Below are 17,715 nucleotides of genomic sequence, written 5' to 3' on the forward strand. Positions count from 1 at the left end.
CGTGACGACGACGCTGCTCACCCACATCGGCGAGCTGACGACGAACATCGAGCGCGACGGCGATCCCTGCGGCACGCTGCATGACGCCGCCGTGCTGATCGAGGGGGACCGGATCGCGTGGGTGGGTCCCGCTGCCGCCGCCGCCGCTGCCGCCGCCGCCGCGAACGCGAGCCACGACCGCGAGAGTGCATCTGGTGGACGAGGGTTAGGCAACCGCCCTACCTCTCGTCCGCCAGCTGCACTCTCGCGGGAGATGGAGGTGGTCGACGCGGGCGCAAGAGCCGTCATCCCGGGCTTCGTCGACAGCCACACGCACCTCGTGTTCGGCGGCGACCGTGCCGACGAGTTCGAGGCGCGCATGACGGGCACGCCGTATGCGGCCGGCGGCATACGGCGCACGGTGGCCGCGACGCGGGCGGCGACGGATGACGAGCTGCGCGCCCGTCTCGCCGGTTTCGTGACCGAGCTGCACCGTCAGGGCACCACGACCTTCGAGATCAAGACGGGCTACGGCCTGACCGTCGCCGACGAGGAGCGCCTGGCGCGCCTTGCCGCCGAGGTCACCCCGGAGGTCACCTTCCTCGGCGCCCACGTGGTGCCGGCCGAGTATGCCGACCGGCGTGACGCCTACGTCGACCTCGTGTGCGACGAGATGCTCCGCGCATGCGCACCGCACAGCCGGTGGATCGACGTGTTCTGCGAGCGCGGCGCCTTCACGGCGGAGGAGGCGCGCCGGATCCTCGCCGCCGGCGTCGCGCACGGCCTCGAGCCGCGCGTGCACGGCAACCAGCTCGGCCCGGGCGAGGGCGTGCGCCTCGCGGTGGCGATGGGTGCGGCATCCGTCGACCACTGCACCTACCTGGATGACGAGGATGTGACCGCACTGGCGGGCTCGGACACGGTCGCGACCCTGCTGCCGGGTGTCGAGTTCTCGACGCGACAGCCCTACCCCGACGCGCGCCGGCTGATCGACGCCGGGGTGACGGTCGCGCTCGCGAGCGACTGCAACCCCGGCTCGAGCTTCACGAGCTCGATGCCTCTCATGATCGCCCTCGCGGTGCGCGAGATGGGCATGACCCCGTCCGAGGCGGTGTGGGCCGCGACCGCCGGCGGCGCCCGAGCGCTGCGCCGCGACGACGTCGGAGCACTCGCCCCCGGCATGCGCGCCGACCTCGTCCTGCTGGACGCGCCGACGCGCGTGCACCTCGCCTACCGTCCCGGTGTGCCGCTCGTGCGCACCGTGTGGAGGGGTGGCGTGCCGGTCTAGCCGGGGATCCGGGTCAGCGCGGCGCGTCGAAGGTCCAGCTGTCGGGGTCGACGGCGGTCGCGACATCCCAGTCGTCCTGCATCCAGGTGAAGGTCGCCACAGCGCACGTCGGCATGTGGTCGATGCCCTCGCCGGAGAGGCGGGCGGCGAGGGCGCTCATTCCCGGGTCGTGTGCGACGACCATGACCGCCGGCGCATGGGTCGCCGCTGCCGCCGCGAGGATGCTCGACGCCGGAGCGCCGTACAGCTCACGGTCGAGCGACACCGCGACGTCCAGCTCGGCGGCGAAGGCCTCGGCCGTCGTCCGGGCCCGCAGCGCCGTGCTCGACAGGATGATGTCGGGGCGGAATCCGCTCGCCGCGAGGCGTGCGGCCATCCGGGGCGCGTCGCGCATGCCGCGGTCGTTCAGCGGACGGTCGTGATCGTCGAGGCCGGGATCGCCCCAATCGGACTTCGCATGCCGCACCAGCACGAGACGGATCATGTGGTCACCTTTCGCGAGGCCTGTCCGGCGAGGAGCTCGAGAACGCAGAGGGCGGCCAGCCGCACGGTGCGCCCGTCCGGCGCATCGGCGGTCGCGTCGACCTCCGCGATGTCGGCGCTGTGCACCCGCGCGTCGACGGCCACCGCCCGCACCAGCGCGCGCAGCTCCCATGCCGCGAGACCACCGGGAACGGATGCCGGGCACCCGGGCGCGACGGAACGGTCGCAGACGTCGACGTCGATGTCCAGATGCACGGCGCCGCCGTCGGCACCGGCGATCTCCAGCGCCTCGGCGACCACGTCGGCCGCGCCGCGCCGGCGCACGTCGTCCATCGTCACCACCGTGATGCCGAGGTCGTCCGCACGCTGTGCGTACGCCACCGAGTTGGCGAAGTCGGCGATGCCGAGCTGCACGATGCGCCGCGGGTCGAGGCCGTCCTCGATGAGCCGGCGCACCGGCGATCCGTTCGAGATCCCGTCCCGCAGGTCGAAGTGGGCGTCGATCGTGATGAGGCCCGCGGCCGACGCCCCCTGGGCGACCGCGTAGGTGATCGAGTTGTCGCCGCCGAGCGCGACGACGAGGTCGGCGCGCTCGCGCAGCGCTGCCACAGCGGTGCGGACGGATGCCTCGCCCGCCGGTCCGTCGGGCTCGTCGACGTCGCCCGCATCCGCGATGCGGAGGGCCTCGTTCAGGTCCACCGGCGGCGGTCCGAGCAGCGTGGGGCTGTACCGGCGCAAGGATTCGCGGATCGCGCCGGGCGTGGCATGGGCGCCCGTCGGGGAGAGCGAGGTGCGGAACGCAGGAACACCGAGGATCGCGGCATCCCATCCGTCGTCGTCGATGGCCGGCCACGCACCTGCGCGGGGCCAGAGGGGATCATGGGCAAGCGTCACGTCTCGACGCTACCGGCCCGTCACGCCGCGACGTAGACCCACGCGGAGCGGCCGCTCGCCAGCACCACCGCGATACGGCGGTACAGCGCGACCTCGTACTCGTCCGCGGCGTCCAGCTCGTCCTCCGTCACCAGGAGCGCCTTGCCGACGACCTTGTCGAGCGGGTTGCCCGTCTCGCGGACGATGGGGTGCACCGACAGTCCCGACAGGTCGACCACGCGTGTGTCATGGATCTCGGCGTAGTCGACGGTGTAGCCGGGCAGCGCGTCGTCGTCGCTGTCCAGGCGGCGCCCGAAGGTGTCGAGCTGGACGTCGGGGTGCTGCAGCGTCCCGTAACTGAACAGGTACGCGAACGGCTGATCAGGTGACACGGCATCAGGCGACACGGCATCAGGCTAACGCGGCGCTCCGCCGCGCTCCCGGCTCGTCACGCAGACTTAACACTCGCGATCGCCGCTCAGCGATCACCCCAGCAGCGCGTGCGCGATCGAGAAGATCGCGAGACCCGCCAATGCCCCCACGATGGTGCCGTTGAGGCGGATGTACTGCAGGTCGCGCCCGACCATGAGCTCGATCTTCTCTGTCGTCTCGGCAGGATCCCACCGTTCGACCGTGTCGGTGATGATCGACGCGATGTCATGCCGATAGCGGTCGACGAGGAAGACGGCGGCATCGGTGACCCAGGAGTCCACACGGCGCTGGAGCGAGGCATCCGTCGTCAGCCGCCCGCCGATCTCGGCCAGCGCCTCCACCGCGCGTCGCCGCAGCCCGCTGTCGGGATCGGCGAGGGAGCGCAGCAGCCCCGCCTTCGCCGTGGTCCACACCTCGCCGGCCAGCTCCCGCACGCGAGGACTGTCGAAGACTGCGAGTTTCGCGTCCTCGAAGCGCCCGATCGTCGCGGGATCGTGCTGCAGGTTCGCGGCGAGGCGGTCGAGGTACGCATCGATCGCGACCCGCGCCGGATGCCCCGGATCAGCGCGCACCGCGGCCACGAACTTGACCGCCTCGTTGTAGACGGTGTCGTCGACGAACCGGTGGGCGATCGACGGCACCCATCCGGGGAGGCGACGCGAGATGACGCCCGTGAACGCGGTCTGATTCGCGGCCAGCCACGCCTGGATGCTGTCGGCGGCCAGGTCGACGGCGCCGTGGTGGGCGCCCGCCTCGACGATGCGGCCGAGCCATTCGCCGAGCGGCGGCCCCCACTCCGGCGTGATCAGGTGCTCGCGCGCGAGCTCCTCGATGACGTCGCGCACGTCGTCATCGCTCAGCGCCCGCAGGACGCTCCCGGCCATGACGGATGCCTCGGCCGCGACCCGCTCGGCATGTGCGGGCGCGCTGAGCCACTCGCCGAGCCGGGCGGCGATCTTCGTCTGATCGAGCTTGGTGCGCACGACGTCGGCGCGGAGGAACTCGGTCTCGACGAACTCGCCGAGCGTGCGGCCGATCTCGTCCTTGCGGCTCGGGATGATCGCGGTGTGCGGGATCGGGATGCCCAGCGGATGCCGGAACAGCGCCGTCACCGCGAACCAGTCCGCCAGCGCGCCGACCATGCCGCCCTCCGCCGCGGCGCGGACGTACGCGAGCGCGGGGACGTCCTGCTCGAAGGCGAACGAGAAGGCGAACAGCACCGCCATGAACACGAGCGCGCCGAGCGCGACGCCCTTCATCGCGCGCAGTGCGCGGCGGCGCTCCTGGTCGGCAGGACTCAGGAGGTGGGTGGGTGTGGGCGACATCGCTTCAGTCCTCGACGGGTCCGAGCCATGCCGTCGCGACGGTCGCGTGCGCGGACTCCGGGTCGGACGGGTGGAAGAGGCCCGCGAGGACGTCACGGTAGAGCCGGTTCAGCTCGTTTCCGGAGAAGTACGACGAGCCGCCGGCGACGAGCATCGCGTCGTCGACGATCGACTTCGCCGCCGTGACCGCACGATGCTTGACCCCCGCAAGCAGCGAGAACCAGCGCGCGCCGTGGTCGGCGAGCTCGTCGACGTCGCGTGCGAGCGCCTCGATCTGCGGCGGCAGGGCGTCGTACGCGAGCGCCATGCCGGCGACGCGCCAGCGGATGTCGGGGTCCTGGCTGTACGCCTTCCCGGTGCGCTTCGAGGTGCGCTTGGCGGCGGTCGCCACAGCGAGGTCGAGTGCGCGCCGCGCGATCCCGGTGTAGACGGAGGCCAGCAGCAGTTCGAAGACGCTGAAGATGCCGAACACCAGGGGATCCGGGTTCGGGCCGGGGGCGAGCCGGCGCACGACCCGGTCGGCCGGCGCCACGGCGTCGCGCAGCTCGGTGGTGCGGGACTGCGTGCCGCGCATGCCGAGGGTGTCCCAGTCGTCGCGCACGACCACGCGGCCGACCTGGACCTCGGAGCGCGGCACGAACGCGTAGACCATGCGCGGCGCGTCCTCCGACGAGGTGTCGAGGCCGTGCAGGCCCAGCTGCGTCCACGCGGGTGAGAGGGAGGTGAAGATCTTGGTGCCGGTGAACGAGTACCCGCCGTCGGGCAGGGGCGCGGCATCCGTCCCGCTTCCGAACAGCACGAGGTCGTTCCCCGCCTCGCTGATGCCGAAGGCGAACACCTCGCCTGCCACCGCGCCCTCCTGCACGAATCGCAGCGCGTCGATGCCACGGTCCGCCAGCACCTTCGCGACGCCGGTCCACACCAGGTGCATGTTGACCGCGAGCGCCGTCGCCGGGGCCGCGCCCGCGAGGCGCTGCTGGAGGACGGATGCCTCGGCCAGGCCGAGCCCCGAGCCGCCCCGCTCACGGGGCACGAGGATGGCCAGGTAACCGGCATCCTTCAGCTCCGAAAGGTCCTCGTCGGGGAACGTGTTCTCGCGGTCGTGCACCGCCGCCCGTGCACGGAAGCGCTCCAGCAGTTCGTCCGGAAGGATGTCGGCGGGGTCGAAAGGAGTCACTCCGCCATTCTTACGCCATGATGTGCCCATGGCGACGCTCTCAGAGATGATGCAGACGCTCATCCCGGCAACGCAGCGACAGACAGCGGCGGACGTCACCGAGGCGCTCGACCTCGGCTCGGGCGACCGCGTGGGAAAGCGCAGCGGATTCCTCATCATGCTGACGCTCGCGGGCATCATCGCGATCGCCGGCGTGCTCACGGACTCGACGGCGACCGTCATCGGCGCCATGATCATCGCGCCGCTCGGCACGCCCATCCTGGGGATCGGACTCGGCATCGTGCGAGGCCACCTCAGCCTCGTGGTGCGGTCGATCGCCTGGGTGCTGCTCGGCGTCGCCATCGTCATCGTGCTGGGTCTGGCGTTCTCGGTCTTCGTGGCGACGCCCGAGAGCCTGGAGACCAACTCGCAGGTCGTGGGCCGCACATCGCCGAGCTTCATGGACCTGGTGGCGGCGCTGGCCACCGGCTTCGCCGGCGGCTTCGCGATGTGCCGCAAGGACCTCAGCGCGATCCTTCCCGGGGTCGCGATCGCCATCTCGCTCGTTCCTCCGCTCGGCGTGGTCGGCGTCTGCGCGGGACAGGGCCTCTGGGTCGACGCGATCGGCGCCCTATGGCTGTTCCTCTCCAACGTCGTCGCCCTCGTGATCGCGGGCAGCATCGTCTTCACCCTCGCCGGGTACGCCCGCGATCCCGGGTCGTCGCTGGTCGCCAACCGGCGACGCGCCTACACGATCGTCACGGTGCTGGCCGTCATCATCACGATCCCCCTCGTCGTGAACTCGGTCGTCTCGGTGGCGCTCGCCCGCTGGTCGGTCGGCATCCAGGACGCCACGACGACGTGGCTGGCCGACGAGAAGGACGCCCGCGTCTACGGCGTGCAGTGGTCGGGCCGGACCGCGACGGTGGAGGTCACGACCGAGGACGGGCAGACGCCGCCGATCGAGGAGCTGCAGAAGTCGATCGCCGCGATGCTCCCGTCGTTCGTCGGCGTCGTCGTCGACGTGGGCCAGGGAGTCGAGATCCCCGTCCAGTAGTCGGGTCGGCGTCGCGGCGGCTGAGGCGCCCAGGCCCCGGGCGTCAGCCGAGCGCGGCGCGCAGCGCCTCCATGGTCGCCTCCGGACGGTCGCGATGCGGCGAGTGGCCGGCATCCGCCACCACCGACACCGAGAACAGCGGATTCGCGGCGACGACGGACTCCGCCGGCTTGCCCCGGAAGATCGAGTACACGTGCGGATCGGACGCGATGACGTGCGTGGGCACGCTCACGCGGAGGGCGGCATCCGTCACGTCCCAGTGCTGGTTCTGCGCGCTGGTCTGCTCGACCGCCCACCGGCTCGCCTGCCGCACCGACAGCGCCTTCAGCTCGACGTCCTGCGGGTGCCAGTGCGGGTGCTCGGTGCGCACGGCCTGCTCGGTCGGGTCCTCGAACGAGCGAGCCTGGCTGTCGCGGACGATGTCGCGATCGCGGTCGGTGAGCGCGATCGCCGGGTCGATCAGGACGAGCCGACGCGTCCACGTGGGATCCTCCGCCGCGGCGAGGACGGATGCCGCGCCGCCGAGGGAGTGCCCGATCACGAGGTCCCACGGAACGTCGTCCGCGCGGGTCGCCAGCACGTCGGCGCCGTAGGCGGCCAGCGTGTAGTCGAGGGCACGCGGGGCGCTGCCGTGTCCACGCAGGTCCACGGCATCCGCTCTCCATCCGGCGTCCGCGAGGGCGACGCCGTAGCGCCACATCAGCGCGCCGATCGAGCCGACGCCGTGGATGAGCAGTGCGCGGCGCTCGGCCGAGGGCGAGCCCCACGACAGGCGGGGGAGCAGGACGGGGGTCGGCATACGCCTAGCCTAGAAGCGCGGCCCCGGCCGTCTCGGCGCACGGCAGGATGGGAACGGGGGTTGGCATGATCTCGACGGAACTGGCAGTGGCGCTGCGCGAGGCGGGGCTGGTGTGGCATCCGCAGTCCGGCGACCGGTTCCAGCTCGATGAGCCCGAGTTCGAGGCCGACGTCTTCACCGTGAGCGAGATGACGATCGAGCCGCGCGAGTACCCCACCGGACGCATCCTGGCGTTCAACGGCACGACGGAATGGGCGCTGGACTCCGTCGCGCTCGAAGACGCGCTGTGGCTGCCGCACGAGCACCAGCTGCGCGAGCTGCTGCGGGGCGCCTTCCGCGGCCTGCGGCGACTGCCCGACACCCATGAGGTCGAGATCGTCGTCGGGGGCGAGCGCCGCGTGTTCGAGCATCCCGAACCGGCCGATGCCTATGCCCTCGCCGTGCTGGAGCTGCTGCGCCGGTTGGAGTGACGCGGCCGCGGCCTCGGCGCTCTCAGCGGATGGTCGGCACCGGCTCGGTGTCGGGGATCGGGCTCGCGCCGCGCACGCGGAGGTCGGGGAGGCCCCGCGCGAACACGATCGCGACGAGCAGGCCCAGCGCGCAGAACGTCGCGGCGGCCGCATAGGACGCCGTCACGCCGCCCGGACCGTCGATGAGGAGGCCTGCCACGGCGGAGCCCGCGGCGGCACCGATGAGCTGGCCGGTGCCGACCCAGCCGAAGGCTTCCGCCGTGTCGCTGAACTTGACGCTCGCGGTGGTCACCGCCGAGAGCACCGCGAGAGCCGGGGCGATGCCGATGCCGGCCACGAACAGCGTGCCGCCGATCCACCACACGTTGATCCAGAGCGCGGTCATGGCCAGCCCGATCGCCACCACGGTCAGCCGCCGCGCCAGCGCCCAGCGCCCCATCGGCAGGTGGCCGAAGGCGAACCCGCCCGCGAGGCTGCCGATCGAGAAGACGGCCAGCACGAGGCCGGCTTCGAGCCCGCCGTGGTCGAACGTCGCCACCACGCTCGCCTCGACGGCGGCGAACGAGCCGATGATGAGGAAGCCGACCACCGTCGCGAGCAGGATCGGCGGGCGGGTCAGCACCGTGCCGAAGGAGCGCTTGCTGCGCGGGATGCGCACGCGCCCGACCTCGGGGGAGAGGATGAACCACGCGCCGCCGCCCACCAGGAACACCACGACCAGCACGAGCCCCGCGACGGTGCCGGCCTGCGTCGCGACGAAGGTGATGAGCACCGGGGCGAGGATCCATATGACCTCCTGCAGGGAGGCGTCGAGCGAGTACAGCGCGGTGAGCTGCGTGGAGTTGACCATCTTGGCGTAGATCGTGCGCACCGCCGCGACGATCGGCGGCGTCGAGGCGCCCGCGATGAAGCCGAGGACGATGAAGACCGGCACGGGCACGACGAAGAAGGCGATCATCAGCAGGGACGCCGCCGAGACGGCGGTCGTGAGGGTCAGCACGCGACGCATGCCCCAGCGACCCATCCAGCGGCTGGTGACCGGGCCGGCGAGCGCCTGACCGATCGAGACCGCGGCCAGGACGATGCCGGCGGCGCCGTACGAGCCGGTGATCCCCTCGATGTGCAGCAGGATGACGAGGCTGATCATCCCGTTCGGGAAGCGCGCGGTCAGCTGCGCCGCGATGATGCGGGCGACCCCGGGCGTGCGCAGAAGATCCCGGTAGCCGGCCACCCGTCAACGTTACGTCACCCGCGGTCGCGCCCAGGGTCGTCGCGCACGACCGGAGCACGACACCGCTGCGACACGCCCACGACACGCCGGTGCATCTCTCCACAGGCGGATCCGATGTCGGACCCCGCATCTAGCCTCGGGCCTGTGGACGGATGCGGCCGTGGCGTCCGAAACCCCCGTGATCCTGGACTTTTCCAGACCCCTCGGGCTGTGGATGAATCCGTGGAGAACCTGTGTTGTACATGGGGAGAACGGTGGAAAATCACACCGATGTAACTACTAGCCCTTGTGGTGCTATCGGATGTCGGTACCCATATGTAGTATTGGAGTCCCGGTGGGGGGACTACCGGGAAGAGCACCGGATGCCACCGGGGGAAGCACTGAGGAGACGGAATCGACATGGCGATCACGGTTTACACGAAGCCCGCGTGCGTGCAGTGCACGGCGACGTATCGAGCACTCGATTCCAAGGGGATCGAGTACGAAATCCACGACCTTTCGCAGGACCCGTCGGCCCTCGAGCAGGTCAAGGCGCTGGGGTATCTCCAGGCGCCGGTCGTCATCACCGATGAAGACCACTGGTCGGGCTTTCGTCCCGACAAGATCGACGAACTCGCAGCGCGGCTCGCGTAGTTCGACGCAGCCCACCCGTTTCGACGGAGCTCAACGACCGCCGTCGGGTGTGTCCGAGCAAGGGGCGTCATGGGCGTCGTAGCAACTGAGACACCGCTGCTGGTCTACTTCTCGAGCGTGTCGGGCAACACCGCGCGCTTCATCGAGAAGCTCGGAGCACGAGCGCTCCGGATCCCGCTCCACGCGACGGATCCGGAGCTCGTGGTAGACGAGCCGTACGTCCTCGTGACACCCACCTATGGCGGAGGCCAGGGGCGGGGCGTCGAGAAGGGCGCCGTTCCCAAGCAGGTGATCCGATTCCTCAATGACGAACGGAATCGGCGTCACATCCGCGGGGTCATCTCCGCGGGGAACACCAACTTCGGCGAGCACTTCTGCCTCGCCGGCGACATCATCAGCCGCAAGTGCAACGTGCCGCACTTGTATCGGCTCGAAGTATTCGGCACGCCTGAAGATGTGGAACGCGTGAACGCGGGATTGGAACGATGGTGGGAACTCTGACGCAGGCCGACTTCAAGACGGAGGCACGCTTCGAGGGCATGGATTACCACGCCCTCAACGCGATGCTGAATCTCTATGACGCCGAGGGCAAGATCCAGTTCGACGCCGACAAGCGGGCTGCGCGGGAGTACTTCCTGCAGCACGTGAACCAGAACACGGTGTTCTTCCACTCGCTCAAGGAGCGCTTGGACTACCTGGTCGAGAAGGAGTACTACGAGGGCGCCGTCCTCGACAAGTACTCGTTCGAGTACATCCAGAAGCTCAACGACCTCGCCTACGCGAAGAAGTTCCGCTTCGAGACCTTCCTCGGCGCGTTCAAGTACTACACGAGCTACACGCTGAAGACCTTCGACGGCAAGCGGTACCTCGAGCGCTTCGAGGACCGGGTCGTGATGACGGCGCTCGCGCTGGCGGACGGTGACGAGAAGCTGGCCACCGCGCTGGTGGAGGAGATCATCTCCGGCCGGTTCCAGCCGGCGACGCCGACCTTCCTCAATGCGGGCAAGGCCCAGCGTGGAGAGCTGGTGTCGTGCTTCCTGCTGCGCATCGAAGACAACATGGAGTCGATCGCCCGCGGCATCAACTCCGCGCTGCAGCTGTCCAAGCGCGGCGGCGGCGTCGCCCTGCTGCTGTCGAACATCCGCGAGTCGGGTGCCCCGATCAAGCAGATCGAGAACCAGTCCAGCGGCATCATCCCCGTGATGAAGCTGCTCGAGGACTCCTTCTCCTACGCCAACCAGCTCGGCGCGCGCCAGGGCGCCGGTGCGGTGTATCTGAACGCCCACCACCCTGACATCCTGCGCTTCCTCGACACCAAGCGTGAGAACGCCGACGAGAAGATCCGCATCAAGACGCTCTCCCTCGGCGTGGTCGTCCCCGACATCACGTTCGAGCTCGCGAAGAACGGCGAGGACATGTACCTCTTCTCGCCGTACGACGTGGAGCGCGTCTACGGCGTGCCCTTCGGCGACATCTCGGTCACCGAGAAGTACCGCGAGATGGTCGACGACCCCCGCATCAAGAAGACGAAGATCAACGCGCGCGAGTTCTTCCAGACCCTCGCCGAGATCCAGTTCGAGTCGGGCTACCCGTACATCATGTTCGAGGACACGGTGAACAAGGCCAACCCGATCAAGGGCCGGATCAACATGTCGAACCTGTGCTCCGAGATCCTGCAGGTCAACACGCCGACCACCTTCAACGAGGACCTGTCGTATAACCAGATCGGCAAGGACATCTCGTGCAACCTGGGCTCGCTCAACATCGCGCTCGCGATGGACGGCGGCGACCTCGCGCAGACGGTGGACACCAGCATCCGTGCCCTCACCGCGGTCAGCGACCAGAGCCACATCCGCTCGGTCCGCTCGATCGAGGACGGCAACGACCGCTCCCACGCGATCGGCCTCGGGCAGATGAACCTGCACGGCTACCTGGCGCGCGAGCACGTCTACTACGGCTCGGAGGAGGGTGTCGACTTCACGAACATCTACTTCTACTCGGTGCTGTTCCACGCGCTGCGCGCGTCCAACAAGATCGCGATCGAGCGCGGTGAGGTGTTCGACGGGTTCTGGGACTCGAAGTACGCCGACGGCTCGTTCTTCGACAAGTACATCGACCAGGAGTGGGCACCGGCCACCGAGAAGGTCGCGGAGATGTTCGCCGGCCACCACATCCCCACGCAGGACGACTGGCGCGAGCTGAAGGCCTCGATCCAGCAGCACGGCATCTACAACCAGAACCTGCAGGCCGTGCCGCCGACCGGATCGATCTCGTACATCAACAACTCGACGTCGTCGATCCACCCGATCGCGGCGAAGGTCGAGATCCGCAAGGAAGGCAAGCTCGGGCGCGTCTACTACCCGGCGGCGTTCATGACGAACGACAACCTGGAGTACTACCAGGACGCGTACGAGATCGGCTACGAGAAGGTCATCGACACGTACGCCGCCGCCACGCAGCACGTCGACCAGGGCCTGTCGCTCACGCTGTTCTTCAAGGACACCGCGACCACGCGCGACATCAACAAGGCGCAGATCTACGCGTGGCGCAAGGGCATCAAGACGATCTACTACATCCGCCTGCGTCAGATGGCGCTCGAGGGGACGGACATGACCGAGTGCGTCAGCTGCACGCTGTGATGGTCCGTTCAGGGATTTCGAGAGAAGAAGGACGATGAGCGAGAAGCTCCAGCTCCTGGACCACGTCCAGGCCATCAACTGGAACCGCATCCAGGACGACAAGGACCTCGAGGTGTGGAACCGCCTCGTGAACAACTTCTGGCTGCCCGAGAAGGTGCCGCTGTCGAACGACATCCAGTCGTGGAACACGCTGACGCCCGACGAGCAGACCCTGACGATGCGCGTGTTCACGGGGCTCACGCTCCTCGACACGATCCAGGGCACCGTCGGGGCCGTCTCGCTCATCCCCGACGCGATCACGCCGCACGAGGAGGCCGTCTACACGAACATCGCGTTCATGGAGTCGGTGCACGCCAAGTCGTACTCCTCGATCTTCTCGACGCTGTGCTCGACGAAGGAGATCGACGAGGCCTTCCGCTGGTCGGTCGAGAACCCGAACCTTCAGAAGAAGGCTCAGATCGTCATGGAGTACTACCGCGGCGACGAGCCGCTCAAGCGCAAGGTCGCCTCGACCCTGCTCGAGAGCTTCCTGTTCTACTCGGGCTTCTACCTGCCGATGCACTGGTCGAGCCGCGCCAAGCTCACCAACACCGCCGACCTCATCCGCCTCATCATCCGTGACGAGGCCGTGCACGGGTACTACATCGGCTACAAGTTCCAGAAGGGGCTCGAGAAGGTCGACCAGGCGAAGCGCGACGAGATCAAGGACTACACGTTCTCGCTGCTGTACGAGCTCTACGACAACGAGATCCAGTACACGCAGGACTTGTACGACGGCGTCGGCCTCACCGAGGACGTCAAGAAGTTCCTGCACTACAACGCCAACAAGGCCCTCATGAACCTGGGCTACGAGGCGATGTTCCCCTCGACCGTCACCGACGTGAGCCCGGCGATCCTGTCGGCCCTGTCGCCGAACGCCGACGAGAACCACGACTTCTTCTCGGGGTCGGGCTCGTCGTACGTCATCGGCAAGGCCGAGGCCACCGAGGACGAGGACTGGGACTTCTGAGACCCGGGATCTGAAAGACCCTGAGAGGACGGATGCCGCGGCCCGCGGCATCCGTCCTCTCTGCGTTCGTGACGCGGGACGCTTCAGCCGCGGGGCGGGGCGGCCGACGACCGGACGATGAGGGTCGTCGACAGCTCGGCGCGGGCAGCAGGGTGCTGGCCGGCGCGCACACGGACGATCACGTCGATGGCGGCACTGCCCATCTGTGCGAGCGGCTGCCGGATGGTCGTCAGCGGCGGGTCGATCCACGACGAGTGCGGAAGGTCGTCGAATCCGACCACCGACATGTCGTCGGGGATCCGGAGATCGCTCTCGCGGAGGGCGCGGATGGCGCCGAGGGCGCTGTCGTCGCTCGCGGCGAAGATGGCGGTCGGACGAACCTCGCGTGAGAGCAGCAGACGGGTCGCGTCGTAGCCCTGGTCGACGCCGTACTGGGTGCGGATGACCAGGCCATCGTCGACCGGAACGCCCGCCTGCTGCATCGCGGCCTGAAACCCCGCGAGACGCGCGATGCCGTTGTCTTGATCGAGAGGGCCGGTGATCGTCGCGATGCGGCGGTGCCCCAGCTGGAGGAGATGCTGTGCGGCGTCGAACGCTCCCTGGAAGTTCGTCGCGGCGATCGCGTACGTGCCGTCCGGTTCCCTGTGCAGGGGGTCCACGACCACGAGGGGGATCCCCGCCTCGGCGAGCAGTCGCCGCGCCTCCGGACTCGGAACGGCGACCACGCTCAGCAGGCCGTCGGATCCTCGCTCCAGGGCGTGCATCACCCAGTCGTCGCAGTCCTCCGGATCGGGTTCGACGGCCAGCACGAGATCTTTGCCGTGTCCCTTCGCTCCCTCGGCAGCCCCCCGGACCACGGCTTCGGACCAGGCCTGGTCGAGGTTCACCACGCGCATGTCGAGGAACCCGGTCGCCAGCCGCGGACGCATGCGGATCTCGTAGCCGTGGCGTTCCAGCACCGCTGCCACGCGGTCCCGTGTGGCGCGCGACACGTCCGGCCGGGAATTGAGCACCTTCGACACTGTCGGGACGGATACTCCTGCCTCGGTCGCGATCTGGGCGAGCTGGACTGCCATGGTTCCTCCGGATCAACTTTCCGAAAATGTTAGCGCCATCCGGTGAGGATCGGCCGCTGATTTCGCGCGACGCGCTGGACGCGCGCGGTCATATCGCTCTATAGTCTCCCCTTGAGGCACGAAATTTCGATTAAGGATATCGAAATCACACAAAGGAGTGAGCATGCAGAGGATGCGAGTAACGGCGATCACGGCGATGGCGCTCGGCGCCGTCCTGGTCCTGTCGGGATGCGGTCGCAGCGCGGACGGCGCGGCGGAGGCTTCTTCGGCCGGGCCGGCCGAAGAGGGAAAGGCATCCGGTGCGGTCGAGATCTGGACGGCCGGAGGGCATGCCGACAACCTGAAGAAGCTCGCCGCAGACTGGCTCGAGCAGAACCCGGACGCGAGCATCAAGGTCACGGACGTGCCCTGGGACCAGGTGATCACGAAGGCCCAGACGGCCACGGCAGCCGGCAAGGGGCCGGACATCATCATGACCGGCTCGGACCAGACCGCGACAGTGATCGGGATGGGCGCGTTCGACAGCGTCCCCGACGGCGTGTACGACAGCGACGACTTCTACCCGGCCGCCGTGGACTCGGTGACGGGCGAGGACGGGCTGTACGCGATGCCGTGGTACGTCGAGACGCGCTTCCTGTTCTATCGGAAGGACATCGCGGCCGAACTGGGCCTGTCGGCGCCGACGACGTGGGAAGAGACGCAGGCCATGGCCACGGCGTTCGCCTCCCGGCCCGGCGGCACCTACGGGATCAGCCTTCCCAAGCCCACCGAGCAGCCCGCGCAGGTCATCGTCCCCTTCGACGCGCAGGCCGGCGGCGAGATGACCGACGGCGACAAGTGGACGATCGACACGCCCGAGTTCGTCGCGGCCCTGGACTACTACGGCGGCTACTTCCAGCGCGGCGAAGCGCCGATGGGCGACGCCGACGCGACCTTCGAGAACGGCGGGACCCCGATGTTCATCTCGGGTCCCTGGATGCTCGACGTCTATCAGGAGGAGATCGACACGGGCGCCGCACCCGAGGGCTTCACCATGGACTCCGTCGGCTACACCGTTTCGCCCACCGGTCCTGGCGGCAACAACGACCAGTACATCGGCGGTGGCAACCTGGGCGTGTTCTCGGCATCCGACAACAAGGCGGCAGCATGGTCGCTGCTCTCGTGGATGGGGGAGCAGGAGCAGCAGGAGGCGTGGTACGACCTGCAGGGCGAGCTGCCCGCCAACGTCGCCGCCGGCGACTACGCGCCGATCCAGGACAACCCGGTGACGAAGACCCTCACCGAGCAGCTGCAGAACACCGTCGCCACGCCGAACTATCCCGCGTGGTCGCAGATCTCGGACCTCATCAGCAAGTACTCGGAGCAGGTCGCCCGTGGTGAGATCTCGGGCGCGGACGCCGCGAAAGAGATCCAGACGCAGGCAGACACGATCGGCTTCGGATGGTGACATCCGTTCACGCGCGGCCGGGGAAGGTCTCTTCCCTGGCCGCGCAGCGGCGCCGCTCGGCCCTCATCGCGTGGGTCTTCGTCGCGCCGTTCGTCCTGACGTTCGGGGTCTTCGGACTCATCCCGCTCGTCAGCTCGCTCGCCATGGCGTTCACCGACCTGCGGGCGCGGGACATCCGCAGCCCGTTCAACGTGAACTTCGTCGGATTCGAGAACTTCGTCGCGGTGCTCACCGACCCGTCGTTCCAGCGCGCACTGTTCAACACGCTGATGTTCGTGGTGGTGGGCGTCCCCGCCACCCTGTTCATCGCGCTCGTGCTCGCGGTGCTGCTCAACTCGGTGAGTCGCCGGGTCGCCACGTTCTTCCGCGTGGGCTACTACACGCCCGTCATCACGACGATCGTCGCGGTGGCCGTCGTGTGGCGCATCATGTACCAGAACACCGGCGTGTTCAACACGATCCTCGGCTGGGTCGGCATCACCGGGCCCAACTGGCTCAGCGATCCGAACACCGCACTGCTTGCGATCACGATCATGGCGGTCTGGCGCAACATCGGCGCGTCCATGGTGATCTTCCTGGCGGGCCTGCAGGGCATCCCCGCGGACGTCACCGAAGCCGCCTCGATCGACGGCGCCAACGCGGTCCAGAAGTTCTTCCGCATCACCATCCCGATGATGATGCCGACGATCCTGCTCAACACGATCCTGGTGACCACCGGCTACATGCAGTTCTTCGACGAGCCGTTCGTCATGACCAACGGCGGTCCGCTGGAGTCCACCACGTCGATCGCGCTGCAGGTCTACAACCAGTTCAAGTACGGGAACTACTCGGTCGGGGCCGCCGGCGCCTACGTGCTGTTCGCGCTGGTCGGCATCCTCGCGCTGATCCAGTTCCGCTTCTTCCGCCAGAGGACCTGACATGACGACGACTCTCGAAAGACCCGCCGCCACCGAGGCCGAATCCGCGCCGACGCGGGCACCGCGCAAGCCCATCCGCTGGGGGAATCTTGCCGTACTGGTCATCCTCTCGGTCGGCCTCGCCGCCACGGTCCTCCCGTTCGTCTGGATGGTGCTCGGCGCATTCAAGACCAAGGCCGAGATCATGGCGCGCCCGGTCACCTGGTGGCCGCAGCATCCCACGCTCGACAACTTCCGGGCGTGGCTCTTCGAGTTCGACATCCTCCGGCCGTTCTTCAATTCGGTGTTCCTCGCGGTCGTGACCGTCGCGACGACGCTGCTGTTCTCGTCGATGGTCGGCTGGGCGCTCGCGAAGATGAAGTTCCCCGGCAAGAACGTCATCATCGTCATCGTGCTGGCCACTCTGTTCGTGCCCGGCATCGTGACCCTGATCCCGCAGTTCGTGCTCGTCGCGAACCTGGGGATGGTCAACACGTACTGGGGGCTGATCCTGCCGGGCATGGTGGGCGCGTTCGGGGTCTTCCTGATGCGCCAGTTCATGCTCGAGATCCCGGATTCGCTCCTGGATGCGGCGCGGATCGACGGGGCGGGGGAGTTCCGCACGTTCTTCCAGATCGTGCTCCCGCTGTGCAAGGCGCCGCTGGCGACCCTCGCCATCTTCACCTTCATGGGGTCGTGGAACAGCTTCCTGTGGCCGCTGATCATCTCGCAGGACGACTCGATGTACACCCTGCCGGTCTCGCTGGCCCTCTTCTCGGCCGAGGCGGGCGGTCACGGGTCGGACTTCGGGCTGCAGATGGCGGGGTCGTTCCTCATCGTCATCCCGGTGCTCATCCTGTTCATCGCGATGCAGCGGCACTTCATCCAGGGCATCGCCCTGACGGGGATCAAGTGACCCGCG

At 68.4% G+C, this 17,715-nt stretch carries 18 protein-coding genes; 10 read left to right on the forward strand and 8 right to left on the reverse strand.

The genetic code is table 11. From position 1 onward, the window contains the following. Window position 1 precedes the first annotated feature (1 nt). Window positions 2–1,267 carry an imidazolonepropionase gene (gene hutI, locus ACI3KY_RS14130; RefSeq protein WP_404930796.1) on the forward strand — a complete coding sequence of 422 codons (1,266 nt, stop codon included), beginning with the start codon at window positions 2–4 and terminating at the stop codon, window positions 1,265–1,267. 13 nt (window positions 1,268–1,280) lie between these two features. Here hutI and ACI3KY_RS14135 read toward each other — a convergent pair whose 3' ends face one another. The 5 genes from ACI3KY_RS14135 to ACI3KY_RS14155 form a co-directional block, all read right to left on the reverse strand. Further along, entirely contained in the window at window positions 1,281–1,751 is a 471-nt protein-coding gene (locus ACI3KY_RS14135) for a SixA phosphatase family protein (RefSeq protein WP_404930797.1), read from the reverse strand. Then, the gene (locus ACI3KY_RS14140; protein ID WP_404930798.1) at window positions 1,748–2,644 is read right to left on the reverse strand and encodes an agmatinase family protein; all 897 of its coding nucleotides are present in this window, start codon (window positions 2,642–2,644) and stop codon (window positions 1,748–1,750) included. Before ACI3KY_RS14140 ends, ACI3KY_RS14135 begins: the two co-directional genes overlap by 4 nt. A 20-nt stretch (window positions 2,645–2,664) precedes the next feature. Continuing rightward, complete coding sequence (locus ACI3KY_RS14145) at window positions 2,665–3,030, reverse strand: gamma-glutamylcyclotransferase family protein (protein WP_404930799.1); 366 nt, start codon at window positions 3,028–3,030, stop codon at window positions 2,665–2,667. A 78-nt stretch (window positions 3,031–3,108) separates the two neighbouring features. Then, the gene (locus ACI3KY_RS14150; protein ID WP_404930800.1) at window positions 3,109–4,380 is read right to left on the reverse strand and encodes a DUF445 domain-containing protein; all 1,272 of its coding nucleotides are present in this window, start codon (window positions 4,378–4,380) and stop codon (window positions 3,109–3,111) included. Window positions 4,381–4,384: 4 nt separating this feature from the next. Further along, window positions 4,385–5,557, reverse strand: a complete 1,173-nt coding sequence (locus tag ACI3KY_RS14155) for an acyl-CoA dehydrogenase family protein (RefSeq protein WP_404930801.1) — start codon at window positions 5,555–5,557, stop codon at window positions 4,385–4,387. Window positions 5,558–5,585: 28 nt separating this feature from the next. Here ACI3KY_RS14155 and ACI3KY_RS14160 point away from each other — a divergent pair, with 28 nt between their 5' ends. Next, window positions 5,586–6,593 carry a TIGR00341 family protein gene (locus tag ACI3KY_RS14160; protein ID WP_404930802.1) on the forward strand — a complete coding sequence of 336 codons (1,008 nt, stop codon included), beginning with the start codon at window positions 5,586–5,588 and terminating at the stop codon, window positions 6,591–6,593. 43 nt (window positions 6,594–6,636) lie between these two features. Here the strand turns inward: ACI3KY_RS14160 and ACI3KY_RS14165 are convergent, their stop codons facing one another. Beyond that, the gene (locus ACI3KY_RS14165) at window positions 6,637–7,392 is read right to left on the reverse strand and encodes an alpha/beta fold hydrolase (RefSeq protein ID WP_404930803.1); all 756 of its coding nucleotides are present in this window, start codon (window positions 7,390–7,392) and stop codon (window positions 6,637–6,639) included. A 65-nt stretch (window positions 7,393–7,457) separates the two neighbouring features. On the opposite strand from ACI3KY_RS14165, the gene ACI3KY_RS14170 reads away from it, so the two are divergent. After that, window positions 7,458–7,862 carry a pilus assembly protein CpaE gene (locus tag ACI3KY_RS14170; RefSeq protein ID WP_404930804.1) on the forward strand — a complete coding sequence of 135 codons (405 nt, stop codon included), beginning with the start codon at window positions 7,458–7,460 and terminating at the stop codon, window positions 7,860–7,862. Window positions 7,863–7,884: 22 nt separating this feature from the next. On the opposite strand, the gene ACI3KY_RS14175 is transcribed toward ACI3KY_RS14170, so the two are convergent. Further along, complete coding sequence (locus ACI3KY_RS14175) at window positions 7,885–9,093, reverse strand: MFS transporter (RefSeq protein WP_404930805.1); 1,209 nt, start codon at window positions 9,091–9,093, stop codon at window positions 7,885–7,887. 399 nt (window positions 9,094–9,492) lie between these two features. On the opposite strand from ACI3KY_RS14175, the gene nrdH reads away from it, so the two are divergent. From nrdH to nrdF, 4 genes are all read left to right on the forward strand, one after another. Continuing rightward, window positions 9,493–9,726: a glutaredoxin-like protein NrdH gene (gene nrdH / locus ACI3KY_RS14180; RefSeq protein ID WP_194413491.1), complete on the forward strand. Its 234-nt coding sequence runs from the start codon at window positions 9,493–9,495 to the stop codon at window positions 9,724–9,726. A 69-nt stretch (window positions 9,727–9,795) separates the two neighbouring features. After that, window positions 9,796–10,227, forward strand: a complete 432-nt coding sequence (nrdI, locus tag ACI3KY_RS14185; protein WP_308869670.1) for a class Ib ribonucleoside-diphosphate reductase assembly flavoprotein NrdI — start codon at window positions 9,796–9,798, stop codon at window positions 10,225–10,227. Further along, window positions 10,212–12,365: a class 1b ribonucleoside-diphosphate reductase subunit alpha gene (gene nrdE / locus ACI3KY_RS14190; RefSeq protein ID WP_404930806.1), complete on the forward strand. Its 2,154-nt coding sequence runs from the start codon at window positions 10,212–10,214 to the stop codon at window positions 12,363–12,365. The genes nrdI and nrdE overlap by 16 nt, the downstream gene beginning before the upstream one ends. A 34-nt stretch (window positions 12,366–12,399) precedes the next feature. After that, a complete protein-coding gene (gene nrdF / locus ACI3KY_RS14195; protein WP_404930807.1) occupies window positions 12,400–13,374 on the forward strand; it encodes a class 1b ribonucleoside-diphosphate reductase subunit beta in 975 nt (324 codons plus the stop codon). An 83-nt stretch (window positions 13,375–13,457) separates the two neighbouring features. On the opposite strand, the gene ACI3KY_RS14200 is transcribed toward nrdF, so the two are convergent. After that, window positions 13,458–14,450, reverse strand: a complete 993-nt coding sequence (locus ACI3KY_RS14200; RefSeq protein WP_404930808.1) for a LacI family DNA-binding transcriptional regulator — start codon at window positions 14,448–14,450, stop codon at window positions 13,458–13,460. Window positions 14,451–14,613: 163 nt separating this feature from the next. Between ACI3KY_RS14200 and ACI3KY_RS14205 the strand changes: the two genes are divergently transcribed. Genes ACI3KY_RS14205 through ACI3KY_RS14215 form a run of 3 tightly spaced genes read left to right on the forward strand, consistent with a single transcriptional unit; the run spans window position 14,614 to window position 17,709 of the window. Beyond that, the gene (locus ACI3KY_RS14205) at window positions 14,614–15,897 is read left to right on the forward strand and encodes an extracellular solute-binding protein (RefSeq protein WP_404930809.1); all 1,284 of its coding nucleotides are present in this window, start codon (window positions 14,614–14,616) and stop codon (window positions 15,895–15,897) included. After that, window positions 15,891–16,814 (forward strand): carbohydrate ABC transporter permease, encoded by a 924-nt coding sequence (locus ACI3KY_RS14210; RefSeq protein ID WP_404930810.1) that lies wholly within the window; start codon window positions 15,891–15,893, stop codon window positions 16,812–16,814. The genes ACI3KY_RS14205 and ACI3KY_RS14210 overlap by 7 nt, the downstream gene beginning before the upstream one ends. Before the next feature lies 1 nt (window position 16,815). Beyond that, the gene (locus ACI3KY_RS14215) at window positions 16,816–17,709 is read left to right on the forward strand and encodes a carbohydrate ABC transporter permease (protein ID WP_404930811.1); all 894 of its coding nucleotides are present in this window, start codon (window positions 16,816–16,818) and stop codon (window positions 17,707–17,709) included. Window positions 17,710–17,715: the final 6 nt, after the last annotated feature.

It is taken from the genome of Microbacterium sp. ZW T2_14 (genome assembly GCF_044987405.1).
Taxonomy (GTDB): domain Bacteria; phylum Actinomycetota; class Actinomycetes; order Actinomycetales; family Microbacteriaceae; genus Microbacterium.